The organism is Leeuwenhoekiella sp. CH_XMU1409-2, from assembly GCF_037029365.1.
GTDB classification, from domain to species: Bacteria; Bacteroidota; Bacteroidia; order Flavobacteriales; family Flavobacteriaceae; genus Leeuwenhoekiella; species Leeuwenhoekiella blandensis.
This window is the reverse complement of record NZ_JAYMEI010000015.1, coordinates 73,841-100,034: the sequence shown is the minus strand read 5'-3', so window position 1 is coordinate 100,034 and position 26,194 is coordinate 73,841. Positions and strand designations below refer to the sequence as shown.

At 42.0% G+C, this 26,194-nt stretch carries 21 protein-coding genes; 1 reads left to right on the top strand and 20 read right to left on the bottom strand.

Translation table 11 applies throughout. The features are described from left to right. Positions 1-3: 3 nt before the first annotated feature. From WA338_RS15160 to WA338_RS15150, 3 genes are read right to left on the bottom strand one after another with little or no spacing between them, the layout of a single operon-like run. Positions 4-2,823 (bottom strand): M16 family metallopeptidase, encoded by a 2,820-nt coding sequence (locus WA338_RS15160; RefSeq protein ID WP_336094022.1) that lies wholly within the window; start codon positions 2,821-2,823, stop codon positions 4-6. After that, positions 2,810-4,204 carry a RagB/SusD family nutrient uptake outer membrane protein gene (locus tag WA338_RS15155; RefSeq protein ID WP_336094020.1) on the bottom strand — a complete coding sequence of 465 codons (1,395 nt, stop codon included), beginning with the start codon at positions 4,202-4,204 and terminating at the stop codon, positions 2,810-2,812. The genes WA338_RS15160 and WA338_RS15155 overlap by 14 nt, the downstream gene beginning before the upstream one ends. A gap of 6 nt (positions 4,205-4,210) precedes the next feature. Continuing rightward, a complete protein-coding gene (locus WA338_RS15150; RefSeq protein ID WP_336094018.1) occupies positions 4,211-7,201 on the bottom strand; it encodes a SusC/RagA family TonB-linked outer membrane protein in 2,991 nt (996 codons plus the stop codon). A 2,284-nt stretch (positions 7,202-9,485) separates the two neighbouring features. On the opposite strand from WA338_RS15150, the gene WA338_RS15145 reads away from it, so the two are divergent. Then, the gene (locus tag WA338_RS15145; protein ID WP_336094016.1) at positions 9,486-9,965 is read left to right on the top strand and encodes a helix-turn-helix domain-containing protein; all 480 of its coding nucleotides are present in this window, start codon (positions 9,486-9,488) and stop codon (positions 9,963-9,965) included. 216 nt (positions 9,966-10,181) lie between these two features. Here WA338_RS15145 and WA338_RS15140 read toward each other — a convergent pair whose 3' ends face one another. From WA338_RS15140 to WA338_RS15065, 17 genes are all read right to left on the bottom strand, one after another. After that, entirely contained in the window at positions 10,182-10,376 is a 195-nt protein-coding gene (locus WA338_RS15140) for a hypothetical protein (protein WP_336094014.1), read from the bottom strand. Between the two features lie 664 nt (positions 10,377-11,040). After that, positions 11,041-11,235, bottom strand: a complete 195-nt coding sequence (locus tag WA338_RS15135; RefSeq protein ID WP_273017088.1) for a hypothetical protein — start codon at positions 11,233-11,235, stop codon at positions 11,041-11,043. A gap of 81 nt (positions 11,236-11,316) precedes the next feature. Then, positions 11,317-11,511 (bottom strand): hypothetical protein, encoded by a 195-nt coding sequence (locus tag WA338_RS15130; protein ID WP_009781075.1) that lies wholly within the window; start codon positions 11,509-11,511, stop codon positions 11,317-11,319. A gap of 464 nt (positions 11,512-11,975) precedes the next feature. Continuing rightward, a complete protein-coding gene (locus WA338_RS15125; protein WP_273017090.1) occupies positions 11,976-12,182 on the bottom strand; it encodes a hypothetical protein in 207 nt (68 codons plus the stop codon). Then, the gene (locus WA338_RS15120) at positions 12,172-12,414 is read right to left on the bottom strand and encodes a hypothetical protein (RefSeq protein WP_336094011.1); all 243 of its coding nucleotides are present in this window, start codon (positions 12,412-12,414) and stop codon (positions 12,172-12,174) included. Before WA338_RS15120 ends, WA338_RS15125 begins: the two co-directional genes overlap by 11 nt. Continuing rightward, entirely contained in the window at positions 12,344-12,814 is a 471-nt protein-coding gene (locus tag WA338_RS18915; protein ID WP_442913227.1) for a DUF5675 family protein, read from the bottom strand. Before WA338_RS18915 ends, WA338_RS15120 begins: the two co-directional genes overlap by 71 nt. 1 nt (position 12,815) lies before the next feature. After that, positions 12,816-13,574 (bottom strand): hypothetical protein, encoded by a 759-nt coding sequence (locus WA338_RS15115; RefSeq protein WP_336094009.1) that lies wholly within the window; start codon positions 13,572-13,574, stop codon positions 12,816-12,818. Between the two features lie 1,776 nt (positions 13,575-15,350). After that, entirely contained in the window at positions 15,351-17,744 is a 2,394-nt protein-coding gene (locus WA338_RS15110; RefSeq protein ID WP_336094007.1) for a GumC family protein, read from the bottom strand. Continuing rightward, a complete protein-coding gene (locus tag WA338_RS15105) occupies positions 17,744-18,541 on the bottom strand; it encodes a polysaccharide biosynthesis/export family protein (protein ID WP_336094005.1) in 798 nt (265 codons plus the stop codon). The genes WA338_RS15110 and WA338_RS15105 overlap by 1 nt, the downstream gene beginning before the upstream one ends. Before the next feature lie 60 nt (positions 18,542-18,601). Continuing rightward, positions 18,602-19,948, bottom strand: coding sequence for an exopolysaccharide biosynthesis polyprenyl glycosylphosphotransferase (locus WA338_RS15100; RefSeq protein ID WP_336094003.1), 1,347 nt, complete (start codon positions 19,946-19,948; stop codon positions 18,602-18,604). Between the two features lie 28 nt (positions 19,949-19,976). Further along, the gene (locus tag WA338_RS15095) at positions 19,977-20,738 is read right to left on the bottom strand and encodes a glycosyltransferase family 2 protein (protein ID WP_336094001.1); all 762 of its coding nucleotides are present in this window, start codon (positions 20,736-20,738) and stop codon (positions 19,977-19,979) included. A 126-nt stretch (positions 20,739-20,864) separates the two neighbouring features. Continuing rightward, positions 20,865-21,809: a UDP-glucuronic acid decarboxylase family protein gene (locus WA338_RS15090; RefSeq protein ID WP_336093999.1), complete on the bottom strand. Its 945-nt coding sequence runs from the start codon at positions 21,807-21,809 to the stop codon at positions 20,865-20,867. Next, positions 21,806-22,363 carry a WcaF family extracellular polysaccharide biosynthesis acetyltransferase gene (locus WA338_RS15085; RefSeq protein WP_336093997.1) on the bottom strand — a complete coding sequence of 186 codons (558 nt, stop codon included), beginning with the start codon at positions 22,361-22,363 and terminating at the stop codon, positions 21,806-21,808. Before WA338_RS15085 ends, WA338_RS15090 begins: the two co-directional genes overlap by 4 nt. A gap of 6 nt (positions 22,364-22,369) precedes the next feature. Further along, on the bottom strand, positions 22,370-23,539 hold the full coding sequence (locus tag WA338_RS15080; RefSeq protein ID WP_336093995.1) for a glycosyltransferase: 1,170 nt from the start codon (positions 23,537-23,539) through the stop codon (positions 22,370-22,372). 2 nt (positions 23,540-23,541) lie between these two features. Then, the gene (locus WA338_RS15075) at positions 23,542-24,372 is read right to left on the bottom strand and encodes a glycosyltransferase family 2 protein (RefSeq protein ID WP_336093993.1); all 831 of its coding nucleotides are present in this window, start codon (positions 24,370-24,372) and stop codon (positions 23,542-23,544) included. 26 nt (positions 24,373-24,398) lie between these two features. Continuing rightward, positions 24,399-25,013: a DapH/DapD/GlmU-related protein gene (locus tag WA338_RS15070; protein ID WP_336093991.1), complete on the bottom strand. Its 615-nt coding sequence runs from the start codon at positions 25,011-25,013 to the stop codon at positions 24,399-24,401. Further along, positions 25,007-26,185, bottom strand: a complete 1,179-nt coding sequence (locus WA338_RS15065) for a hypothetical protein (protein ID WP_336093989.1) — start codon at positions 26,183-26,185, stop codon at positions 25,007-25,009. The genes WA338_RS15070 and WA338_RS15065 overlap by 7 nt, the downstream gene beginning before the upstream one ends. Between the last annotated feature and the right edge of the window lie 9 nt (positions 26,186-26,194).

Below are 26,194 nucleotides of genomic sequence, written 5' to 3'. Positions count from 1 at the left end.
ATTTTAATTACTAATGTCGGGAACACCCTTCCCCATAAAAATATACTGATGCTCAGGGACCAGTTTTTCTTGTATCAAAGCCTGAATATCCCGAGGAGTCACCCCTTCTAAATAGGCTTTAACCATTTCTGCATCAGGAATTTGTAAACCCCATTTATAGTAGCGATATCCTTTATCTAAAATTGATTTACCCATTATACCCACTATATAAAATCTACTTTTAATCGCATCTAATTCCTTCTCAGATATAGGATGTTCTTTAAACCAGGACATTAACTCCTGCATGTCTTTGATCAGGTAATTTTCCATCCCCGCAACGGTAGGTATCATAATTGCGAAGTTGCCGCGCTGGAGATCAAGGTCGGTATAAGCTACGGCTTGAATAAGATACAAGCCTCTTTTTTTAACATGACGCAGTTCCCACAAGCGGGTATTAATTACATCCCGCATCAGTTGTAAGTTTAGCTGTGCTTTCCAGTCATCCCGGGCTACAGGATAGGTATACCGTATTTTAAGGTTCAGATCGGAAGGCAGTATACCGGGAATCGTATATACTTTTTCTAAAGTCCCTTGAGGTAAGGTATTTACCTCTTCCTCTTCCCGTTTTACCTGATTTATGGATACCGGCAAATTTCCCAAATAGGTTTCCAAAAGCGGTAGGACCTGCTCTTCCTTAAAATCTCCACTCAGCAGAAACACAAACTCCTGAGGATGTTGAAATAAGCGTTGATAAATTTGCTTTAATTCGGTCGCAGTAGATTGCTGTACCGCTTCATAACGTGCTAAAGCCGTTAATCCTGCGTTTGGCCCTTCCAGCTCCTTTTTACTTAGCACCTGCAAATCATTTTCTTCCCTGCCGTAAGGGGGTCTCTTATAAAAAAAATATTCGTCCTCTTTCCAATACTTAAAGGCTTCGGGATCTTCCCGGGGTGCCGACAAATACAAATGAGCCAGTTGTAACAAAGTTTCAAGACGTTCTGCCGGGGCTTTCAGTTTTATACCGGATTCTCCCTGATTTACATATAAGGCTTTTCCATAAATCATTCCCAAGTCGGTAAGCATGCGTTGCAATTCAAAATGGGTATAGGCACCCGTGCCCGAGGTATGAACCCACTCGGGTACAAGTTGGGCGTTTATAAAATCCTGTTTATTCAAGTTACTTGCACCTCCATTACGAAAGCCGTGTAACTTTAAGGGAGCACCTTCCTGTGGATAAAGTACGACCCGCGCTCCATTAGCCAGTTGTATTATTTGTCCTCCTAAAGCATCCGTATCTAAATCTTTTGAAGTAACACGAGGCAATCGGGCGATTAGGGAATCGGGTATTAACTTCGCTTTCAGTACCATATTTTCTTCCGTACCTACTCCATTTTTAGTCTGATCTAACCAACTGCGAAACTCATTCTCACTCAGCTGCAATACAGACGCAGCTTTGGGAGCCAGAATTCCTACATCATGAGGTCCGGCTTTTAAAAAGGCTTTTAATTCCGAATTTACAGTATCAGAAGACAGCTGGTTTAACCAGCGCTTCTTTAAGGCTAACTGGTCAAAATCTAGGGATTCCTCAGCTAACATCCGTTGATCATAAGTCCTCAATACCGATCCCAGAGCATTCGTATCCCTTCTATCAATAGCATTTAATTCTCTTTTTCGGTATTTGTGATACGCAGCCTCATCAACCCCCTGACTTTTAAGCTGATTAAGAGCCGCTATTACTTGCTGTAAAGCTTCCTTTTCCCTCCCAGTAAATACCCTAAAGTTCAGTCTCAAGGCTGGTAAACGCATTTCTTTATCAATTCCGAGGGTATAATTTAGCTTATACGTTTTAGCAATTTGACGCAGGTGATCCCCAATAAGATTATACAACATTTCATACATCCATTTGTGCTGTAAAGCTTTAGGTTCCGCTTTTGGAGGGATTTGGTTTCGCCAGTATAAATCGATTTTTGTTTCGGAGAGCTCCAGTTCATCAGTATCAAGCTGTTCCAATTGTATAAATTGGTTGGGGCTTTTTAAATACGCTATTTGGGGATATACCAGTTTTTTGGCCGTGGTTGCTTTTAACTTCCCGAAATAAGCTTTAATATCCTGCGCTGCCTGATCCAGGTCGGTAATAGGCCCCACCATCATCAGGGTAGCCCGCTGCGGGTGATACCAGTCTTTATAAAAAGAAGATACAGCGTCCCAATCAAAACCCTTGACGTGCTCATAATAGTACTCCGGTCGTACAGGTGGAGCATAAACTTTCGAAAGGTTCCAGAACAGGCGCTCTTCATCGTATCCTAGCGGACCATTTCTATGTATATACTCCTGATAAAAACTGCCGTGTTCTGCTGCTAGGTTTTCTGGAGTCGGTTTTAAACTGCCCCCAATTATTCGGCTTAGCAAATCCAACTCTGCAGTATAGATTTCAGAACCTACTTTATCAAAAAGGAAAAGGTAGCAGGTATGTCTGGCATGGGTATGTCCCTGCCATGGCAATTTACCGCTATGAACGGCATCCAGTAAAGCACCACCTTTGGCTGTAGCTTCATCCAAAAAAATTGCAAAGGGTAAATGCTCCAGATAATGCGAAATATCGGTTTGCCCATCGACTTCCAGCTCATGACCCGTATTTACATATAAATTCATAGATACGTTTTGTCCCTCCCAGGCTTCTTGAGAATGAATCAAATACCGCATCCCATTATCCAAAGTGCCCCTACGGACACCGGTTTCTATCGTCTCTGCTTTGGTTTGACCAAATGAAGAACTACATACCAAGAAACAGATCCATATCAGGCTTAAGAAATTTAATGATTTTAAACGTTTAATATCCTGCATTTTGAGTTAGTTTAGGGTTTTTTAATAATTCGGCTTCGGGAATGGGGTACAACAAATCGGTTTCCTGTATACCTTCCAGTACTTCCAGGGCCTGGCCGGTACGCTTTAAATCGAGCCAGCGATGCCCCCATTCACTAAAAAGTTCGTAATGGCGCTGCTGCATCACCTCTTTTAAAAGCTGTTCCTGAGTAAGTGCCGGGGTATAAATCAGTTCTTCCAGACCCGCACGTTCCCGTATGGCATTCAAATCAGCTACTGCCGCTTCCAGTTTTCCCTGCCAGATACGAGCTTCTGCCCGTATCAGGTACTGCTCGGCCAGGCGCATCAACATGGAGTATTCGCTTAAATCCCCACCACTGGCATCGTAGCGTATCTTGTATTTATAGGGATAGTAATAGGTTTCAGCAGCACTGTTAAAACTGCCAATCCAATCCTCTTGTCTTAGATCCCCGGCTTCCCATTCTTGCATTAAATTTTCGCTTAGGCTGACCGGGCTCCCGGTTGGCGTGATTCGGGTCAGCAGATTGCCATCACGGGTATGCGTAAACATGCCTCCCCAGCCTTCCGGTGATACCTGCCAGAGTGCTTCGGGGCTGTTAGCCAAAAACACGTTGTTTAGATCTTCAGGTAACTCATAAAGATCAGTCGCGGCCAGCACTTCACCGCTATAGGCCTCTGCCTGTTCCCAATTTTCCAGATACAGATGCACCCGCGCCAGCAGGCCCAGTGCTGTAAAACGGTTCGCCCCGGTACGTTCGTTATCAGGATAGCCACTATCCAATAGATCAGCTGCCCGGTTTAAATCTTCTAAAACGAGCTCGTAGACCTCAGTTTGCAAACTTCGGGCTTTTAAGGCATTAACGGTATAATCGGTTTGGGTAACCAAGGGCACATCTCCGTATAAATTGGTCAGATAGAAATAGGTAAATGCCCGTACAAAACGGCTTTCCCCTTCCAAAGCGTCTCGGGTATCCGGACTTAAGCTAGTGTTGCCCGCAACCCCCTCCAGAATGGCATTACACATATAAATGGTGTTATAAGCGCCAGACCATAAAGCCAGATTCAAACTATTTGTAGCTTCCAGTTGATGTGCGGCAAAGGCTTCCATCTCAGGTACTACATTGGTTACGGTATAGGTATCAGCAGAGAGCCCGCCCAAAAAACTAACACTTTGGTTACCTCCTGCTGCAAAGGCCGTGTTAAACAATTGGATATACACCCCGTCCATCGCCTCGCGGGCGGTGGCATCATCGCTAAACACAGTGAGACTGGTGATACGGTCATTGGGTACTTCAACCTCCACAAAAGGCTCACAGGCCCATAGGCACCACAATATCGGTAAGCTGAGGAATCTTGTATAATATTTTAAAGTAGTTCTCATAACAGATCAAAAATTAAGTTTAAGCCCCGCTGTCAGCATACGTAAAGCGGGTAAGGTGGTTCCGGGGTACTGGGGGTCTAGGCCGCGGTAAGTGGTCAGGGTAAACAGATTTTGCCCCTGTAGAAATAAGATGCAGGAGTTTATCCCCAGTTTTTCAGTAGGGAGCACATAACTAAGCCCCAGGGTACGCAGTCGTAAAAAAGAAGTGTCTGTATACAGTTTATCACTGGTCTGATATCTAAAGTTTGCCAACAGGGCACTTACTCCTACCGAGGCCTTTTGGATTTCTGCAATATCTCCCGGGTTTTGCCAACGCCGGTCGTAATCTTCCTGTAACATAGTACCCATTCTGCCGGGTGTTAATGCAGGATAATATTGCAGCCCGTCCTGTACTACAAATTCCCATAAAAAATCAAGGCTTACACGACCATAAGTAAATTGGTTCTGAAATCCACCAAAGAGGGTTCGGGTAAGATCTTGAACCACCACGCGGTCATCAGAGTTATACACCCCATCTTCATTGACATCCATAACCGTGTACAACCCCGTCTCCGGGTCTACCCCGGTATAGTCATAGAGTAACTGAATGTTAAGGGACTCCCCTACTTTATACATATTGGCATACGAACTTTCTTCTATTCCCGGAAAAGAAACCAGTCGGTTTTCAGGGATACTCACATTCAGCGAAGCCTGCCAGTTAAAACGCCCTGAGTTTAGATTTGTGAAGGCTTCAAACTCCCAACCCGTATTTTCTACCGTGGCATTCAGATTGGCCTGTACACTGGTAAAACCGGTGATAGCAGGCAGGTTATAGCCCACCAGTTGATTGGAAGAGCGGTTGCGGTACCAACTCGTATTCAGCCGTAGTTTGTCATTCCAAAAGCCCAATTCTAAGGCCAGCTCCAGCTTGCGGTTGCGCTCCCACGAATAAATAGGATTGGTCAATTGAGTGGGATACAAACCTCCCCCTCCCGGAGTGGCTGAATAGGTATCTAGATACCCGTAATCCCCTATTTGATCGCTTCCGGTAGACCCATAGCTCCCGCGTAATTTGGTAAAGGATAAAAACGGCTTTAGACCTTGCATCCAGCGTTCTTCACTCAGGATCCACGCCCCTCCTACGGCCCCAAAACTGGCAAAACGCCGGGACGGACCAAACCTGCTGCTGCCGTCCCGCCTTCCGCTAAGATTGAGATAATACTTACCGCCGTAATGGAGACCGATGCGCCCAAAAGCTGCGGCATAGGCATATTCCTGAATGCTATTCGCAATTACGCTTAGTTGCTCTGCTGCCTCCAGATTGCCCAGTAGCTGGTCATTTGCATAACCTGTACCAACGATATTGAGTGTGGTATTTTTGCGATGCTGAAAAGTGCTTCCCGCCAGAGCATCCAGATTAAACCTCCCCCAGGTATTGCGATAATTGAGTTGCGGCTCCACAATCCAAGATTGGCGCCCGGCTGTAATATGTAGGGAGCGTGAACGTGCATTCGCCCATAGTGCCGGATCATAAAACCGGATGGGTTGCTCGGTGAGCTCCTCGCTATTTAGCAGCGTATAGCCGGTACTGAGTCGCGCTTCCAGCTGCGGGGTGATGGCATAACTCAAACTCAGGTTGCTGATAAGCTGCTGTACCCGGGCTTCACTCTCCCGGTACAAAGTGGCAAGTGGATTACTCCAACTCGAGTCTTCCCAGTTTAACTCCCCGTCATCGGTATACAATGCCGGTGCATTGGGTGCCAGCGATAAGGCGGTACTTACAAAGCTGCTGCCGTCAAACTGTTGGTTATTATCACTACCAAAGGAGGTGCTGAGTTGTAACTTAAAACGTTCATCACTGCTGCGGTGATTGAGGCTTAGGTTAGCGGTAAGCTTATTATACCTAAAATCACCCGGAAAGACCGAGGTCTCCCGTTGATAACCTACGCCCAGGTTGTAGTAGGTTCGTTCGCTCCCCCCACTCACGCCCAGATTGACCCCGGTAGTTGCTGCTGTGCCACCAAACAAAGTTTCCTGCCAGTCGGTATACCGATCTGTGTCCCACAATAGCAAATCAGGGGAATTTGTTTCTGTAGGGGTTGTACCGTCATTGGCAAAGGCTTCCTGCCTTAGACTGATATAGTCTGCTGTATTAATCAGATCCAATTTACGGGGTACCACACCGGCACCGGTATAGACCTGCGCGTTGATGCGGGTCTTTTGATTCCCGCCTGTTCCTTTTTTGGTTGTGATCAGGATCACCCCGTTTGCTCCACGCGAACCGTAGATGGCGGTAGCATCGGCATCTTTGAGAACTTCGATGCTTTCAATGTTCGCAGGATTCAGGGTATTAAGCGGATCTATACCTGAGATAGTTGGGCTGGTTAGCCCGCTAAAGCTGTTAAGCGGTGCACTGTCTATAGGTACGCCATCAATAATATACAGCGGCAGGTTACCCGAGTTGCCAAAACCGTTACGCAAGCTGTTTTGCCCACGTATTTGAATCGCAGGTGCATTCCCCGGTACGCCGCTGCGTTGTACAATAGAAACCCCCGCCATCCTACCCTGCAAGGCCGCTAACGGATTAGTCACCGGCTGCCGCTCGATTTCCTCACCGGTCACCCGAGCGATACTTCCCGTTTGCTCCCTGCGCGTAGTGTTGTAATACCCGGCATTGATGGTCACCTCGTCCAAGTTGGTGATGTCCTGTTGCAGGACAATAGTAAATGTAGTTTGATTCCCTACCGGCAGTTGTAGTGTCCTAAACCCAAGATAACTGATGCTTAAGGTATCGCCAGGTAGTGCTTGAATGCTGAAGATTCCTTGCATATCGGTTTGCGTCCCCGTGTTGCTGTTTAAAAGTCGGATGCTTACACCCGGAATTGGGTTTTCTTGTGCATCGGTAACGGTACCGGATACGCTTTGTTGGGGCGTGGCCCAAAGTAGATTTCCTGTTGCCCAAAATAGGCAAACAAGTATCCACGCAGCCCCCGTAAGGCGCGTAGTCAAAATTTTCATAACTTCGTCGTGTTAAAATGAAACAATAGTTTTATTTAAGCTCACGCCTTCCCGCCGGACGCCAATCTCGAGGGAAGGCTTTTTTGCTTAGACGGCTTTGTAAAAGGCGTCATTCTAGTCCTGCCGTTAGGCAGGGTGTAGAATCTCATCCGGCATACTCCATGCCCAATGAGGTGATCCACTTTTAAAAACCAAGATTTCTCTTTCACAGACCTTGCGGTCTGCAGCTCTTTTTTATGGCTAATTCAAATGTTTTATAGTAATGTTCTAAAATTTATTTATTAAACTTTCTTTTCTCAGTATAGCAAGAAGTTTCCGTTGTCCTCTCTTGATTCCTTTCTTTTGCCTTGATGCAAAAGAAACAAAAGATCAAGGCTTATTTTTACATCCTTGAAAACTACGCAAACACCTTATCGTGCGGATGGCAAACCGCTGCGCTAAGCCATCCTCCACTGCCTATCGCTGCGGCGTTTGCTTGTTTTACTACAGATGTAAAAAGTAGGCCGTTGCCAAGAATGGAGCTAAGAATATCATTTTTAAGCCTTCTTTTTCTTCAGTATAGCATTCTCGTTGTCCTCGTCCTTAATCATCTCCTTTAACACTTTCACCAAGGTCGGAGCGGGAGCTTGAGGTTAACTCAACGTAAACCTTAACTACAAGCTATCCAAACCCGAAGGGTTAAGCTTCCTTTTGGTCAGTATAGCAAGGGGATCCCGTTAAAAATTTCTGAAGCCTTGGAAGAAATTTAGGGATACGCTTGCGGTTTTTGCGATAGCAAAAAATACCTATCCAAAAGGCGTCGTTTCTTTTGGTTCGTTTTCTTTAGACGAGTAAAGAAAATGAACAGAACTTGCTAAAGAACCTATACTTTCTAATAGCCGAAGGCTTTCTTTAAGCGACTATCTCAATTCAGGAAATTCGCGAGCTAAAGAAAATCAAAAAACATCCTATAAAAACTACTGCTAATGCACCTATGCTAATACAACACCTGTAATAGCCCGTGCTGCATGCACTGCACGCAACCCCAACCCAACTACCGCGTATTCTTAGGGAATGACCGGTAACCCACGGGTGCTTTAGCAGGATGGTGTGCTCCCGTTCGCACGTTTGTCATATGTTTTTTACTTTTAGATGATTAATACTATTTTACTTTTCAATTTGATGGACTTAACGTCCTGATTTTATAACCCAAAGGGTTAAACTAATGTCTTCCCTCGGTTCAGAATAGTCGCAAGGGCAGCGCGTTAAGAAAAGGTCTGGTAGACCTTTTTAACGAATGAGCCAGGTGGCGCGTTGGCTTTGGAATAGAATATTTTACTTCAAGTAAGAACTACTCTTAAAAAATCTTGAGCAACGACGCGGAGCTGACCAGGCGGTTTTCGCCTCTAAGGCGAAAAATTCCTAAGCGAGGGGCTCTTTTCTTTTGGTTCGTTTTCTTTAAACAGGCAAATCGACTTTAGGAGATTCACGAGCTCCCGTAAAATAAAAATCGCGCGAGTAAAGAAAATGAACAAAACATGCTATAAACCCATTACCTCTATTTTCTAACCTAAATACTAAGTAGCCTACCTCAAGGCGAGCCTCAGCATATTAAACCCTTTGGCGACGCCAATAAACAACCAAGTAGCAGCTAGAAGATCAAGGCTCACAAGACAGCATCTAAATGTATCATCCACTTTAATACATTCTTTTTAATTAAAAGGACCCAACGCAGCAAGCCAGCTCATTTCCCAAAATAGTCTTTAGGTGTATTCTTTGGGCTCGGTCCTAAATGTCTTGAGGACTGCTTTCCAAATACAGAAATCACAAAGACGCTAGAACATCCTTATCTTTGCACCAGTACTTTTGCATTTAATAAGGCTATCACTCCAGATAAAGCTGCTGTGCTTGTCTTGCGCTAATAACGCTACAAGCGTGCTAAAAACAGTACGCATTATGGCGTTATGATGTGCACCCGTTGGCACGTGTGTCATAGGCAAATTGATTTAAGGATGCCAAGGCAAACCGATTTTACTTCAGGCTACCACCAGCCGTGATAGCGATGCTCATTGGGGTTTTAGGGGAAGAATTAGGAGCTGCAGGGCTACAGGCTTTCTTTAATCACAACGTTGCTACCCGGATAGTCAGCGTTGAGCACTATAAAGGCTAAGAATCCTGTCGGCTTATGCATCAAAACAATAATGCAGCACCCTAATTATGAGGTAAATATATAATAAATCTACAAAACAACAAATAACAATTACAATATATTTTTTGTTGCCGTATAGATTGTTCAATTTGATCTATGTCAAGATATAAAGACGAACTCAACTTAGTTAAACTGGGGGCTAACCTGACCAAACAACGGGAGGCCTTAGAACTGTCTGTAGAAGATGTTTCTGAAATGACCGGTTTTTCTGCGCAAACCATTCGAAATATCGAAGCCGGTGAAGAGAGTTCCTTGTCTTATGTCATCGCCATTTGCCAAGCATTGGAGTTACACCCTACCCAAGCCTTTGACTTTCCGATTAAATTGGAACCTCGATATAAGTTATCTGCTGCGCGCGCCGAAAAAACACGGCTTACTCAACGCATCGAAGGCTTTGTCGCCGGTGACTATTTTAATGAAGGTCGCACAGCTAAGGATGTGGTCACCGAGTTGAATGAAGTCTATCATATTCAAACCACCACCTCGGCTGTCTCTGTTATTTTAAAGCGTAAAGTAAACGAACAATTACTTAAAATTGATCAAGCAGGTAAACAGCGCATCTATAAAAAGAACTGATGTTTTATTCCTGACTATTTCCTCCTATACCAGTGTATATAGGGATCTTCCCCCCAATCTATACCCTGTTCATGCGCTGCCTGTCCCAATGCATATGGGGAATTGCATCGCGTTCTCCTTCTTCTAAATTCATACTACTAAACAAACTACCCCCGTTGCCGCGCGATTGTATCGCGTACCCAAAATCTGAGCTTGAGGTACTGGAAAACCAAAATTCTAGTCTAAATAATCCAACAAATCTTCCACATTTAACCCGCAATAGGCCGCAAACTCATACACTGTTATAAACTGATGCGGCTCCTTTTTTAGATAGACCCTGATGTCTGCAAGCAATTGCCGCCCATAGCGCTCACTTTTTCCGGTGATACACTGTACATCTTTTGGAAATATACACAAGCCTTTGGTTTTCATAAGTTATCAAAGAACAAGTCAACCCGCAAACCTCCATAGAAAAAACCAGAATCTTCCGGTATACCGTTCGTAGTACCGTAAAAATTTAACAGTTAGATCATCAATAACAAACAAGGAATCAGAAGCAAGGAATCACAAACCAAGAACCCAAAACGATAAACCGAGAACAAGAAACAAGAAGCTGGATATAGTTCTAATTTTGAACTTTGAATTTTGAACTTGTTATCCATCGCTTAGGAAAAGACCTTTTTAAGCAATCGTTTCACATTCAAAGAGTACGCTTATGCACCCTTTTTTAACCGGCTACGTACTAAAGCTGCAGATGTCTCAGTATTTAAGAGCCCCTTTATTTTTTTCGCACAAAAGCACCCTTATTTTTACAAACAATTGATTACCAAAAGATTGCTTATTGTTTTGATTTATACGTACTTTAAGATGAGAGTGAGACACTTCTTCAAAGTGCGTATTTAAAGTTGGGTTACTTCTAAGCATTTGAAGTCTCACTCTTTTTTAAACCATGCTTTCACACCAGCACATTATAGAAATGATTCCACTTTTAAAGAGCCTATAAATTTGTAAGAACCTTGGACAAAAGGAATTATATAAGATGCTAAATAACCGAATTGCACGAAATTGCATCCCATACCCCTCACCAGCTATACGACTAATCCATATACACAAACAAATCTTCCACATTCAAACCACAATAGGCTGCAAACTCATGTACGGTAACAAACTGATGCGGCTCTTTTTTTAGATAAACCCTAATGTCTGCAAGCAATTGCCGCCCATAGCGCTCACTTTTTCCGGTGATACACTGTACATCTTTTGGAAATATACACAAGCCTTTGGTTTTCATAAGCGATCAAAGCACAAGCCCCCCAGCAAACCTCCCCTGTTCGTGCGCGATTGCATCGCGTACCCTTCAATAGTTACACGATTAATCCAAATACACAAACAAATCCTCCACATGCAACCCACAATAGGCTGCAAACTCATGTACGGTAACAAACTGATGCGGCTCCTTTTTGAGATATACCCTGATGTCTGCAAGCAATTGCCGCCCATAGCGCTCACTCTTTCCGGTGATACACTGTACATCTTTAGGAAATATACACAAGCGTTTGGTTTTCATAAGTGATCAAAGCACAAGTAACTCCACAAACCTCCTCAAAAAAAACCGGAATCTTTCGGTACCTCTTTCGTAGTACTGAGAAAAATTAACGCTTATCGGTATACGTTAAGAATTAAAAAGGCAAGCCTTACGATTGAACCTAGAATCAAAACACACTACTTCACCTACGCGCTGCTCGACTATCCCTTCGACAGGCTCAGGGTGACAACTCGAATGGACAAGCAGTTTACAAAGACTTAAAAGTTCATGCTAAATACCTACCTGCCGCCGACTGAGACTGTTTACTCATTCCGTATGCGTCAAAATCCTAAACCTTGAGCTTTAAACTTTGAATAGTGAATCCTTCACCCTAAAATAAGAGAGAGCAAACAGCAAACAGCAAACAGCACATAAAAAAACCCTTCTTCCAGACCTAAACCTGAAAGAAGGGTTAAATACATCAGGTAATCACAAGACTGCGATCCCTAGTTAGAGTCTCTTTGCTTTAAAAACCATGCTTTCATATGCTTGAACAATCCTTTTAAAACCAAAGAAACCACAAAGCTCACACAGGCACCTACACCCGCTAGTACTACTGCTTCAAGCAGCTTGTCGCGTTGCAGGCTGGGAAGGGCTGCGGCCACCATTCCACTCAGGGTGCCCAGTTTTAAAGAAACACTGCTACTGCGCATCGGCTTCCCTGGGCTTCGCTTCCGCTAATCCGTCTGCAACCACTGCCTGACTTACTGCAGTAGCTACACTTCCGGCAACTACCGCATAACCGGCAATACTCAGCAACACAGCAGGGAGTGCTACGGGAGCTGCGAGCAAGGCCGCACCCCCACTGGCCAGACTAATCCCTACCGTACGCAGCATCCGGAAAAAACGCGGCGTGGGTTGCCGATAACGTTCTAAGATATTCATGAGTGTTATAGGTTATCGTTAAATATACAGCCTCCTGTTCCTCCACCGCTTCACAGTAGAGGAGCAGTAAACGTTCCAGCGCAGGCTTGGCATGCATTCCTTGCGCAATACCCGTCAGCTCCAGCACCGGCACGATGCCCCCTTGCAGTTCATGAAGCCCATTCTTGTCTGCGTGCAACAGGATTTGCCTGCACCCGGGCACATCGCTAAGAGACAGATGATGCCCATACTGCTGCGACAGGCGTGGCAGTACTTCGTACCGCCCTTCAGGAATACAGGATAAGGCTTTACTACTATCCTGCCAGGGCTGCTCCATACAAAAACATACAAACCGCCCATGCACCTGCAAGACCCCATGCGTTCCCTTCGGGTAGTAGCTGCGGTGTAGTACCCACTCCATCTTAAGCCGGTTGAGCTACCTGCACTACCGCCATGGCGTTATACGCACCATTTTGAAGCGGATACATACTGCCATTGACCTCCTGATAAAACTCAATGCTTAAGGCCTGTACCACACTCCACGTACTGCCTGCTGTGATATTTACCTCCAGATCGGTAGCAGCGACTTCCGCATTTTGATAGGGTAAAATCCCGGTAGTCACGGTCTTAAAGAGCGACGTCTGTGCCTCAAAATCGAGTTCGCTTACTCCACAACTCAGCTTGTAATGCGTAGCCCCTGTGGGTGCTGCGATCTGTACCTTCGGATTGTAGGCCTCCAGCGTCAGTCCCACCGCTCCGGTAGCCCGGTCGTAGCGTACACTAAAGGGGGTAACCAGTGTGGTGCTTAACGGACTGTTGGCATTAAATTCAAAGCCGTTTAGAAACCCCAGTTCCCCATCGGTCAGGTTGCGTTCCCCGCGCACAGAGGTAGCATCGGTTTTGATGATCGCAAGCAATTGCGTAGTCAATCGGCTCACGACCTTAGGGTCTTTTGCCTGTTGCATCATGACCTGCATCGAATTGCGCAGCAGTTTTCCGCCTTTCCCGGCACGTCCAAATTCGGCCCCGTTCTCCCGGGTACGCTGAAAGGCAGGATCGGTAGCAATACGCTTGCCATCAACGCCTCCTTTAAAACGAGCCATATGCCCGTCTCCACTTTTGTAAAAGGCAATATCCCCGATAGTGCCCTTCAACTTGATAATTCCAGCTTGTTTAGCCATAGTAAAAAGATTTAAATTAGGTCACAAAGTAAACAGGCTTACACGCTGAAAACCAGTAGCGATGTACATCGGTGCCGATATTGCCGATAAAGAAGGTTTCTGCCGAATCTGCCGGTATAAAAATGCATAGTGTAAAGTCACTTCGAGTGATTCTGGAGCGCCTAAGCGCGAGAGGATTGTTCCCGAAAGCTTTCGGGAGAGAAGTTGTTCTCAGTTGACAGTCTCAGCAGGCAGTAGGCAGTCGTTATGCTGCTATTTGTTATTGCTGACTTGTTATTCTTGGGGTACGTAGAAATACGAAATACCTCACACACTGTCACTTCGAGCGCAGTCGAGAAGTTTTTTATTAATAAACAGTAGCAGTTCTCAGTCGGCAGTCACCCACATGAAATACAAAATCAGAAAAATAAGGAGATTCTCACGCTGCCCATCCCAATACTTATGGGGAATGGTATCGCGTGTTTTGGAATCGGAAATCATGTCTCGTGTGTAATACGAAAAGCACCCCTCCTTGTTGAGGAGGGGTGGCAGCAAGGCGCACATAGTGCGCAGCAGCTGACGGGGTGGTGTTGCCCCGTATGTACTAGAACCACCCCTGCCCTACTACGCGGGCTTTCCCCTCCTTTAAAAGGAGGGGAGCTTTGTTCTATTCTTTTTTTGGATCCTTGTGATGAGATGCTGAAACAATCCCGATGCTTATCGGGACAGTATGACAGCTTGTATTCATAAAAGTTAGACGCATCCATACCCAAAGGGTTTAATCTCCTTTTGGTCAGTATAGTAAGGGCATCCCGTTAAGAATTTTTGAAGCCTTGGAAGAAATTTAGGGATGCACTTACGGTTTTTGCGATAGCAAAAAATACCTATCCAAAAGGCGTCCTTTCTTTTGTTACTTTTCTTTGGAGAAGCAAAGAAAAGTAAGAAGTTAGAATCACTCAAACCAAGGATACGAGGTTCACGAGCACCCCTTAAAATAAAAACCCTGCGAGCTAAACCGAGGATACAAGGTTCACGAGCTCACGTAAAATAGAAATCAAGCGAGATAAATCGACGCTAGGAGATTCACGAGCTCCCGTGAAATAACAAACCCGCGAGTAAAGAAAATGAACAGAACATGATTTAAAGTAACTAGTATTCCAATGGTAAACTATGGCTCAGGCAGGGCAACTCCCAGTCAACTCCTAGGCATCCCCTAGGATGGTGTATGAAGAGTGTATGAAAACGCCAATGCAAACGCAGAGTTTTAAGAATTCATTAACAGCTCTGCTTTTTTGCTTTAATGCCCACCCCAAAATAAAAAAAACAAACAAAACCTATCGACTAGACGCTATAGGCTATGAGCGATCATAAAAACAACAAACAGAAAACAATAAACCTCAAACGAGCCTATCGACTAAAACCTATCGATTAACAGCCATCCACTCGAAACAGCAAACAGCAAACAACAAACAGAAAACAATAAACCCCAAACGAGCCTATCGACCAAAACCTATCGACTACAAGCTATAACCTGTTACCCAAACTTCAACCCGAAACAAAAAACTCAAAACAAGAAACAAGAAACAAGAAACAAGAAACAAGGAATAATAAACAGAAAACAATAAACCTCAAACGAGCCTATCGACTAACAGCTACATGCTAACCCTCACCCCAAAACAGCAAACAGCAAACAACAAACAACAAACAATGAACAGCAAACCACAAACAAAAAAAAGGACACTGATTACAGCATCCTTTTTTAAATCTATCGACTAATAGCTCGTAGCTATAGCCTATTTAAAAACTCTTTTTAAACCGTTCCCACAACGAAGGTTTGCTTTGCCCATAAGCATAACCATATTTATTCCCATAGCCAAAATTGGCGGTTTTTACATCATTGATCACAAAACTGATATCATGCAACTTCCCGTCGTTTTGAACATCTATAGCAAAGTTGAGCAATTTCTTTTCGGTATACCCAGCCCGGGTTACATAGAGGATCAAATCAGCATATTTACTGATCAGGAACGTATCGGCAACCAGCATGGATGGTGCGGTATCAACGATCACATAATCATACTGCTCCCGTAATTCGTGGATCATGCGCCCAAATTTAGCTTGACGTAACAATTCTGAAGGATTGGGCGGGATACTTCCTGACAACAAGAGTTTCAAATTCGGATGGAATTTAGAATCACTGATCAGGTTTTGTAACTGATGATCCTCGTTTACCAGATAATCACTGATCCCCAAGAAGCTTTTAGACTCAGTATCATAGCGTTGCAACTGAGGATTCCGTAAATCTGCCCCTATTATGACTACTTTTTTCCCCGTATTAGCCAAGGTAACCGCCAGGTTGATCGAGGTAAAGGTCTTTCCTTCCCCTTTTACTGTAGAGGTGGTATAAATACAATAGCCTTTGCCTTCATTTTTAGCATTCACCAACAAATACTGCAGGTTAGTTGTCATAATACGGAAGGACTCTGCAAGTACCGACCGGTCGTTCTCCTCAACCAGATCAGATTCCCCTTTTGAGATCCGCGGCAACTCACCAACAATAGGTATAGCTCGAGTGATTTTCTCCAGATCTTCACGGCGTTCGATCTTATTATTCAATAGGCGCCGTATATAAAAAATCGAAAAAGGAATAATCAACCCAATTAAGAAAGCTGCTATTAAAACAATTTTTGGCTTTGGAGATAAAGGTATTTCTGATGTATAAGCCGAATCTACAATTTTAGCCTTGGGCGAAGTCGCGGCTAAAGACAAGGAATTTTCTTCCCGTTTTTGCAATAAAAAGATGTATAAGGCTTCTTTAATTTCCTGCTGTCGGGAAATATCCCGGAATTGGCGTTCTTTAGCCGGTACTTTAGCAATTTCAGAGCTAATCAAACCACTCTGCTGGCGTAAGCCGCGTTGTGCGATCTGCAAACTGTTTACGGTGCGTTCCAGTCCCACCATGATGGTTTGGCGTAGCTGCTCGGTTTGCTGATTCAATCGGGTTACCGTGGGATTGAGTTTAGTAGCCCCACTTAAAATGCGGTTGCGTTCCAATACCAATTCATTATAACTGGCGATCTGGGCATTCACCGACTCGCCTTCTAGTCCGATATCTGCCGGTAACAGCCCGGAATCAGATCCCTCCTCCTGTAAATACTGAATGATAGACTGCGCAACCGAAAGTTGGGTTTGGATCTCTTGTTCCCGCTTACGATAATCGCTCGCATTTTCCACGATCAATTCTGATTCAGCTTCAATATTGGTCAGGCTGTTTTGCTCCTTAAAACTTTCCAGCCCTACTTCTACGGTATCCAGCTCCCCACTGATGATAGCCAAGCGCTCATCGATAAATTTTGCGGTGTTCACAGCCACTTCATTTTTATCTTCAATGGCTTCCTTATTGTATTCAAAGATCAATTGATCGAGAATATCCTGGGCTTTTTGCTTGACCGGACTCCCTAAATTGAATTCTAAAAGCGTGGCATTATCATCGATCAAATTGATTTGTACGGCTTCCCGATAGGTATCCGCAACGTGCGCTACAGCTTGTATTTTTACCAAAACCCGTTCTTTTGAATCCGGTTTACGGGTGTCTCGGATGATGACCGTTGCAAAGGGTAAGGTAATCAGTTCATCGATTTGAACTTCTAAAATTTTTCCACTCTCCGTAAAGGTAAGTTGAAGTGCATTGGGGCTCTGCCCGGGTTCTAAACTAAATTGATTCAAATCTGCCTTGGCAGCTTCGGTCAATGCTTCCTGATGCAAATTGACTACTTCTACTAAATAAGGCGTATTTAAATACAATTCATCTGCTTTAAGTCCATCCAAATCGAAGTAACTCACATTCAATTTTAAAGCGCGAACCGTATTGATCATGAGACGTCGGGATTTTAACAAACCAATCTCATTTTCAATACTATTGGTACTCATGCCGCCTAAAAGTCCAAGGTCGGCAAACTCTGCAGCTCCGGCAGGTAGACTGCCACCTTTACTCTCCTCATCTTTAATGATTACACTTGCAACTGTATTAAATACAGGAACGCTTAATCGTAAATAGAAAAAGGCAATAATTAAACAACTAATTACTCCTAAGACAAACCAGGGCCAATACCTCAGATATTTATCCAATTCTTCTCTTATATTGATTTCTTGTTCTTCCATAAAATTACTATGAGAGTCAGTCTGCGACATTATCTGGAAATTAAAACGGCTAATGAAACTAACACAGAAGCTACTGATATATATATTGAAGCATTTCTGTTATAACTGGCAGATTGTTTTTGTGGTCCATTAGGCTCCACGTAAACGACATCATTTTGTTGTAAATAATAGTATGGAGAGTTAACCACCTCATTCTCTGACAAATCTAAATAGGCTTTAGTAAGCCCCCCTTTTTCTTCCCGCATCACCAACACATTATCCCGCCTACCATAAATAGTCATATCACCTGCAAGCCCCAAGGCTTTGGGCAAACTAATGTACTCGTCATTAATAGGAAAGGTTCCGGGCTTTATTACTTCGCCCAATACTGAAATCTGAAAATTTGCCAAACGTACATTCACAATAGGGTTTTGAACGTAATCTGAAATCATTTTTTCTAAAAGAGCTGCAGCTTCTTTTCGGGTAAATCCTCCAACAACAACATCTCCTAAAACCGGAAAATGAATAGCGCCGTTTTCATCAACTAGATAATTTTGTAATTGGGGCGTACCTACTGGTCGCATACCTCCATCAAGCACATTGCCTATCCCAACCACAGGTAAGTTAAAAGGAAGTGCGGCCTCCTGCTCTTCTGCAGAGACACTCACACGTATTTGATCATTCGGCTTTATTCGTAGTTGCGGGCGATCTAATTGCTGTAAATGATAAATACTGGTCGTATCACCTTCCATTTCCGTTTCGTGTAAATAGACAATTTCTTTTCGGGAAATACAACTGCAAACACTATGAAACAGTACGAATACTATAAGCCCTTTTATAATTTTCATGTATGGTTAATTTTGGTCAAAAATAAGATTATCTTTTAAAGCAGAAACATTTAATTCGGTTTAGTAGGCTTTTTCTTCACCCTGTACAGCATTCGACACCGTTTTGATGATGATCTTAAGATCCAACCACAAACTCCATTTTTCTACATAAAAGATATCCAAGCGGGTTCGGTTGACGATATCAGCCTGCTGCACGATCTCTCCTCGGTAGCCGCGTACCTGCGCCAATCCGGTAATCCCGGGTTTCACAAAGTGGCGTACCAAATACTTATCTACCGAGGTTTGGTATTTTTCGGTATGCACCTCCATATGAGGCCGGGGTCCTACCACACTCATATCCCCCAGCAACACATTGTAAAACTGCGGCAGTTCATCAATACTGGTACGTCGTAAAATACTTCCCAGCTTCGTAACCCGCTTGTCATTTTTGGTCATCATTTTGGTATCGGCATCCGCCGTCGTGGTCATGGAACGGAATTTATAACACCAAAAGACCTTACGATTCACCCCATGCCGTTTTTGTTTAAAAAATAAGGGTTCATTGGAATCAAAACGCTGCAAAATATAAACTAACGGACTCAACCATGACAATACTCCTAGGATCACAAATACTGCAAATACCATATCAAACACGCGCTTAAACACCTTAGCATACGGGGTTTCCAGTGGCAATTCCCGCAAATTAAGTACAGGTACATTGTCGTACAATTCGATCTTCATTCCCCGGGTAAAGATCTCCTTGTTATCGGGAACGATCTTCAACTTGATCAAATTGTTATCGGCAAAAGCCATCAGATTGAACAGTTGGGCCTGAGATAAGCGCGAAGCGATACAAAAAATCTGATGCACATCCCGTTCCTTAATATACCGAAAACACTCTTCTACTTTTCCCAGATAAGTGGCGCTCTTGGAGTCGCTGTTGTCAAAATACCCCAGATACCGGTAACCCAGATCGGGTTCATCAAACACCTTCCGTATTTTCTTCAGATTCCGGTCCCGCCCGATCACCACCACATGCACCGCATTTCCGCCGGTTTCCCGATAGCGGGCGCGAGCATAATAAAACAAAACCCGGTAGCTGATTAAACACCCGAATAAACCCAGTAATACATGAGTATGATAGGCAATAGACCCCATTTGAGTTTTACTCAGACTAAACCACGCAAAATAAGCCAGCGTAAATAAAATATACAATTGCAGCGGCTTATGCAAATTGGTGAAAAAACGTTCCTTCCGGGAGGTAGGATAATAATCGATCGCATAGGCACTCAACAACCACGAGGCATTATAAAACAGTATGGAATATACATTGAGATACAAACCCGGTATAAACCATGCTAAAAACCCATTTAGTAAAATTAAATGGATCAGGATACTTACGGGTACAATAAGGGCAGAACGCTTCATAAGAAAGTTGCGGAACAAGTTAAAATGTTTATTCAAACTTTTTAAAACGAGGCAGCAGGTATTGTGGTATTTTACGGGCGATTTTAAAGGCTAAGGTAAGTATTCCCCAAAGCGGATACTGCCGGATAATCTGTAAATCTTCTTTAGATTTTTGTTGCTGCAGAGAAGCGGTGGTACTTTTTCCACCCAAACGCATTTTCACCAGCCAATCGTTGATAAAATAGGTTTTCAACTTCGGATTACTCAACCAGCGCAAGGAAATCTCATAATCACTTGCAATCCGATACTGCTCCTCGTACAAACCATATTTGGTAAACACCTCTTTTTTAGCATAAATCGTTGTATGCAAAGGCACCCACCCGTATTTAAGATAGCGTGGCTTAAAAGGCTTGGCTTTATAGATACGCTTCACCACATCGGGCTGCTCCCGATCTACAAACATGCCATTCCCATAGACCATATCGGCACCACTCCTTTGAAAGGCCTGCGCGATTTCGCTAAGCGTACTTTTTTTAGGATAAAAATCATCCGAATGCAAGATCCCGATAATATCCCCGGTAGCGGCACGAATCCCTTTATTCAGGGCATTGTATAGACCTTTATCCGGCTCTGAAATATAATACCCCAACCGATCCCGATAGTTTTCAATAACTGCCTGCGTACCGTCGGTTGATCTGCCGTCGATGACCACATGCTCTACATCAGGATAATCCTGTGTTATCACAGCTTCGATACACGAGGCGATTGTCGCTTTATTATTATAGACAATGGTAATAACTGAAATCTTCAAAACAGATGTTTTATATTAACTGAAATAACAGGCAAATATATTCAATACTCCAAGTGGAATACTTCTAAATACTTGATATTGATTTGAAAAGATCATTAAATTGAATATTAATGAAACAAATAATTGCTATTGAGCAGACAATACGTTTTCGAAATAGGTAATGCTTTGTTGAAGCCCTTGTTTCAAACCTACCTGAGGCTCCCATCCGTCCAACAGCTCCCGGGCCTTACCAATATCCGGTCGCCGCTGTTGCGGATCGTCCTGCGGTAAAGCTTGGAACACCAGTTTCGAGGAAGAGCCCGTTAGTTCTAAAATAGTCTGAGCCAACTGAAGCATAGTAAACTCCGTAGGATTCCCCAGATTCATAGGTCCCGTAACTGAGGCATCGGTTTGCATCAGAGCGATCAATCCAGCTACCAAATCATCCACATACTGAAAACTTCGGGTCTGACTCCCATCTCCAAATATGGTCAGATCTTTCCCTTGTAACGCCTGTACGATAAAATTAGACACCACCCGCCCGTCGTCGATATTCATATGCGGACCATAGGTATTAAAAATACGTGCAATCTTGATGGCCACTTTGTTTTGCGTGTGATAATCCATAAACAAGGTCTCCGCACAACGCTTGCCTTCGTCATAGCAAGATCGGGGGCCAATGGGGTTTACATTTCCCCAATAACTTTCGGGTTGGGGATGTACGGCTGGATCACCATAGACTTCAGACGTACTTGCCTGTAAGATCTTCGCTTTAACCCGCTTGGCCAGCCCCAACATATTAATTGCCCCCATCACCGAGGTCTTGATCGTCTTGATGGGGTTGTACTGATAATGTACCGGAGATGCAGGACAGGCCAGATTATAGATTTCATCCACCTCCGCATAATACGGCTCGGTCACATCATGCCGTACCAATTCAAAATACGGGTTGCTCAACAAATCAATGATATTGCGCTTACTCCCCGTAAAATAATTGTCCAGACAGATAACTTCATTACCTTCGGCTAACAAGCGCTTACATAAATGTGAACCGATAAAACCGGCACCACCAGTAACTAATATTCGTTTCATGAGAGTTTAATTGTTCTCTTACGTAAAGCTTGAGCAGGATTTCCCTGATAAATCATATATTCTTCTAAATCTTTTGTAGCTACAGAGCCAACAGCCAAAACCGCGTGACTTTTACAACGTACTCCGGGACAAACAGTCGCTTTTGCTCCGACCCATACGCCATCTTCTAGTTGAATGGGGGCATTTCGATAATCAAAGCTTGTTTGTGTATAATCATGATTTCCTGTAAGTAATAACGCACCCTGAGAAATACATACATGATCTCCTATATATACTGCGTCTAAGTTATCTATCCAGCAATTTTCTCCCAACCAAACATGATCACCAATAGTTAATTTCCATGGAAATTTAATACTCACACCCGGTTTAATTACAAAACCAGTTCCAATCTGAGCACCAAATAGTTTTAGAAGCTGTTTTTTAGGAGCCATAAATGGAAACCAAGAGGATTTTAGAACAACTGCATTAAGTGCTAGCCAGCATAATTGCTTAAGATTTCCTGCCTCTTTATTAAAGGTCGTGTTGTCAAACTGATCTAATCTGCTGGTCATCATAAAACACTATTCTTGGAATACTTCCATAAGATTATTAGCAAAAGCTTGCGTTGTGAATTTATCAATATACGTTCTGTAAGCATTTTCACCCATTTTTTCACGTTCTCCCGAAGCCATATTAGACCATCTTTCAAACAATTTTACAGCCCCCGCAACACTATCACTTTCTACTAAACCCGCTCCACCATCGGCAATTTCTCTCCAAATATTAATCTGATTACTTATCAAAACAGGCTTCGCACAAGCCATAGCTTCTACAACAGCAATACCAAAATTTTCCTGATGGCTTGTCAAAACAAAGGCTTCACATTCATAAAATGCACCCCATTTGGCAGCTCCCTGAAGCATCCCAGGAAAGTGTATTTGGGTTTCTGTATTTGTAAGACGCAGTAGCTTTTCACCAAAATCAGTATTCATACCTGGACCTGCAATAACTAAGTCTGGTATTGATTTTCTTTTTGATTTTAAAATTTTATAGGCTTCAATCAAATTATCAACACCCTTTTTGGGATGAATACGGCTTAAAAATAGCCAATAAGGTTTTTTTTTAAGAGTCGGACACGCTTTATAAAATGCATTTACTTGTGCTTGATTTAAACTTGGTGGTTCTTGTATACCATAGCCTACATTAATTTCAGCTTTAGGTTTGTAATCGGTAAAAGTATTTCGCGCAAGAATTAATTCTTGCTCACAAGTGAAAAGTATACCACTAACGCCATTCACAGAAGACTTTTCAAATAATCTCCAAAATATTCGGTTTCTAAATGCTTTTAATTTTCGATCACTTGCCTTTTGAAAATAAGGATCGAGCATACCATGAGGCATTATGTACATAGGAGGCACAGACACGCCTTTTTTCTTCAAGCTACTCCAAACCTTATAGGCCCCATAACTACTGTACTGCCATAAACCGTGAATAAGGACTGCTTCATATCTATGTAAATTATCTTTTAACCATAAATCTTGCTTGAAAGTAAAAGAATATTTAGTACGAGAGGGACCTACAGCGTGGATTAAAAAATCATCATTACCTAAGAAATCAGACTCTGGATCATCTACCGATAGGACTTCAGTATCAATCCCTAAATTACGGAGTGCGGGTACACTATTTCGAATACCTTGACAAGGACCTCCGTATGACGGGTTCATGGTGACAATGACACGTAGTATTTTCAAAATCAGGTATATTTATTTTTAAACAGAAATGTATTCAATTTGTCTGGTATTAAATTAAGAAAATGCTGGAATACAAAATATATTGATGCTTTTAAAGTGGATTGATATTTTTTTCTGTAATAAAAATTTATAAAGGGATTACTGCCTAAAGGAGAATACAAAATTTTGAAACGCTTTACAATATGCACGCCATTTTTACGCTCCCTACAAATGCTATTTGCATAACCCAATGCAACTGCTTCTCTCGTACTTAAAACTTCAAAACCATTTTTAATTGCTCGTAGACCATATTCCACATCTCCTAAATCGTGATGAAAAATTGGATCTAACAATCCAATAGTATCAGGTATAGATTTTGGAATTAAAACAACGTTTCCGTTCAAATAGGTAATATCTTGAAGAGTTCCAGAAACTTCTATAAGCTTTTTATTTTTATCATACCCCCCGTAAATTATATTACCGCTTCCCTTATCAAGAATAAGACCAGATATAATAGCTTTATGATCCTTCAATTTCGAACAAAACAATAGCTCATCAATAGCCTTTGATAATAATTCAACATCATCATTCATCCAAAGATAAAAGTCAAAATCATATTTAAATGCATGTTTCCATGCTTCTAACATCCCTCTACTCCAAAATAAATTACCGTTACCATTTAAGATATTTACATTTGGAAATGATCTTTTTACAGCCTTCGATGTACCGTCAATTGAACCATCATCAACTAAGAATATTTCAAAAAAACCCTTATCTATACTATATAGCGAAGTAAGGCAATCAAGGGTTTTCTGTTTCCTATTAAAACAAGTTAAAAGTACAGCTATCCTCATAATGGTAAATTCTTTGTGTTTAAATTCTACCCCTTCTGTAGATAATAATCCACATTTTGTATTTGACTTATGACCTTTGCTGGATTACCTGCTGCAATAGACATTGGAGGAATTGATTTGGAAACAACAGAACCTGCTCCTATAACAGAACCTCTGCCTATCGTGACACCTTTCAAAATTATTGAACGTGCCCCAATGAAAACATCGTCCTCAATTTTTATTGGTTTAGAAATTATATACTCATTTTGATTCCTAAGATCAGGATGAATGGGGTGCGCATCGCTATCTGAAATTAAAACGCCGCTGCCGATTAAAACATTATCTCCAATATGTATATTAGAACCTGAGATGGTAGCTCCAGAAATTCCTACGTTATTACCAATTTTTATAATAGCGTTCGGTAAAATAGCTTTGATAATTACTTTTTGAAATACTCCAATTGAATTTTTCTCAGGTTTGCTACATAAAATTAAATCTTTACCAAGGGTTATTTTTGCCTTAGAATGTTTCTGAACAAGTGGAAATCCCCATAATCTCCAAGACCAGTCCCAGCTTCCTAGATACCAATAACAATAAACAAAATCTAGAGGGATTTGTATCGAATACAAAAGTATTCGAATAATTTTCTTAAAAGTTACCAAACAATTTTTCTTTTTTGTTGCTTTTCATCAGACTTGAGTATACAATAACTCATTCCAACTACTAAGCTTATTACTAAAACCTTATCAAATCTAAAAAACGTGCCATTAAAATTTAAAGATAAAATAAGATATAGCCATAAAATTTTATTCTTTACAAATTTCAATAATAAAATTAGAATGAATATAGATATTACGCCATATTGAATTATCAAACCAAAACCAGCATTGTCTATTATTGACATAAGTTCACTATAATTACTAACACCAAAAAAATTAGCATTATTCACCATATCTTTTAAGATAAGGTACGGTTCTAGAAATCTAATATTAGAAGATACATCTTCATTTGAAAGTATTGCGTAAATCCGACTCTGCAATTCTTCTGAAAGATAAATACTCAAGGTAAAGACTATTCCAGCTGCTATCAAAAATCTAATTTTTTTCAGAATATTACTGTTTGAATAATATAGGAAATACGCTAATGTAGTAACTAAAATAGCTAACACCCCAGATACTGCTTGAGATATTAGAACAATTCCAAAACAAACGAATATAACTTTAAGTTTAAAGATTTTATTAAATTCGTTTCTAAATAAGATAATTGTAAGTATAGACAGCGTTATCCAAGATGTATAAGAAGGTTCTCCATAAAAAGAAGTAGGCCTATACCTAGTACCAAATCTCAAAGCTTTTTCGGATCCAGATAAAGTAGCCTCATTGATCACAAAAAAATCAATTGGCAGACCAACGTAAATACCTCGTGAGAAAAAAATATACTGTGAAATAACTAAAACAAGAATTGTTGTAAGAAATAAAAGAAAAAAAACTTGAACTTTTTTTATATCAACTACACATTGCTTTAAATAAAGACTTATTACAATAATTCCTATAAAACACAATAGTTCTCTTAAGGGAAGTAATATATCACGGTATGAAAAATTCTCCTCTGCTACAACTAAACTAAAAACCTTGATAAAAAAAAATAAACTTCCAAATATCAAGAATTTAGCATTGAACCCGAAAAAAAATTTTACTGAGAATGCACTTAGAAAAGATACTAGAAATAAAAGAAAAAAAACAGAAATGTAATACGTAAATCCTAATTGCATAAATGGCAAAGAACACAAAATAAGAAATAATAGAGCATTAGGTAATTTTATTCTATTTATCATTCTTGCTAT

Bases quoted from the DNA above. Each gene is read 5' to 3' on its own strand.
- WA338_RS15160 (WP_336094022.1), bottom strand. From the start codon at position 2,823: ATGCAGGATATTAAACGTTTAAAATCATTAAATTTCTTAAGCCTGATA.
- WA338_RS15155 (WP_336094020.1), bottom strand. From the start codon at position 4,204: ATGAGAACTACTTTAAAATATTATACAAGATTCCTCAGCTTACCGATA.
- WA338_RS15150 (WP_336094018.1), bottom strand. From the start codon at position 7,201: ATGAAAATTTTGACTACGCGCCTTACGGGGGCTGCGTGGATACTTGTT.
- WA338_RS15145 (WP_336094016.1), top strand. From the start codon at position 9,486: ATGTCAAGATATAAAGACGAACTCAACTTAGTTAAACTGGGGGCTAAC.
- WA338_RS15140 (WP_336094014.1), bottom strand. From the start codon at position 10,376: ATGAAAACCAAAGGCTTGTGTATATTTCCAAAAGATGTACAGTGTATC.
- WA338_RS15135 (WP_273017088.1), bottom strand. From the start codon at position 11,235: ATGAAAACCAAAGGCTTGTGTATATTTCCAAAAGATGTACAGTGTATC.
- WA338_RS15130 (WP_009781075.1), bottom strand. From the start codon at position 11,511: ATGAAAACCAAACGCTTGTGTATATTTCCTAAAGATGTACAGTGTATC.
- WA338_RS15125 (WP_273017090.1), bottom strand. From the start codon at position 12,182: ATGCGCAGTAGCAGTGTTTCTTTAAAACTGGGCACCCTGAGTGGAATG.
- WA338_RS15120 (WP_336094011.1), bottom strand. From the start codon at position 12,414: ATGAATATCTTAGAACGTTATCGGCAACCCACGCCGCGTTTTTTCCGG.
- WA338_RS18915 (WP_442913227.1), bottom strand. From the start codon at position 12,814: ATGGAGTGGGTACTACACCGCAGCTACTACCCGAAGGGAACGCATGGG.
- WA338_RS15115 (WP_336094009.1), bottom strand. From the start codon at position 13,574: ATGGCTAAACAAGCTGGAATTATCAAGTTGAAGGGCACTATCGGGGAT.
- WA338_RS15110 (WP_336094007.1), bottom strand. From the start codon at position 17,744: ATGTCGCAGACTGACTCTCATAGTAATTTTATGGAAGAACAAGAAATC.
- WA338_RS15105 (WP_336094005.1), bottom strand. From the start codon at position 18,541: ATGAAAATTATAAAAGGGCTTATAGTATTCGTACTGTTTCATAGTGTT.
- WA338_RS15100 (WP_336094003.1), bottom strand. From the start codon at position 19,948: ATGAAGCGTTCTGCCCTTATTGTACCCGTAAGTATCCTGATCCATTTA.
- WA338_RS15090 (WP_336093999.1), bottom strand. From the start codon at position 21,809: ATGAAACGAATATTAGTTACTGGTGGTGCCGGTTTTATCGGTTCACAT.
- WA338_RS15085 (WP_336093997.1), bottom strand. From the start codon at position 22,363: ATGATGACCAGCAGATTAGATCAGTTTGACAACACGACCTTTAATAAA.
- WA338_RS15075 (WP_336093993.1), bottom strand. From the start codon at position 24,372: ATGAGGATAGCTGTACTTTTAACTTGTTTTAATAGGAAACAGAAAACC.
- WA338_RS15065 (WP_336093989.1), bottom strand. From the start codon at position 26,185: ATGATAAATAGAATAAAATTACCTAATGCTCTATTATTTCTTATTTTG.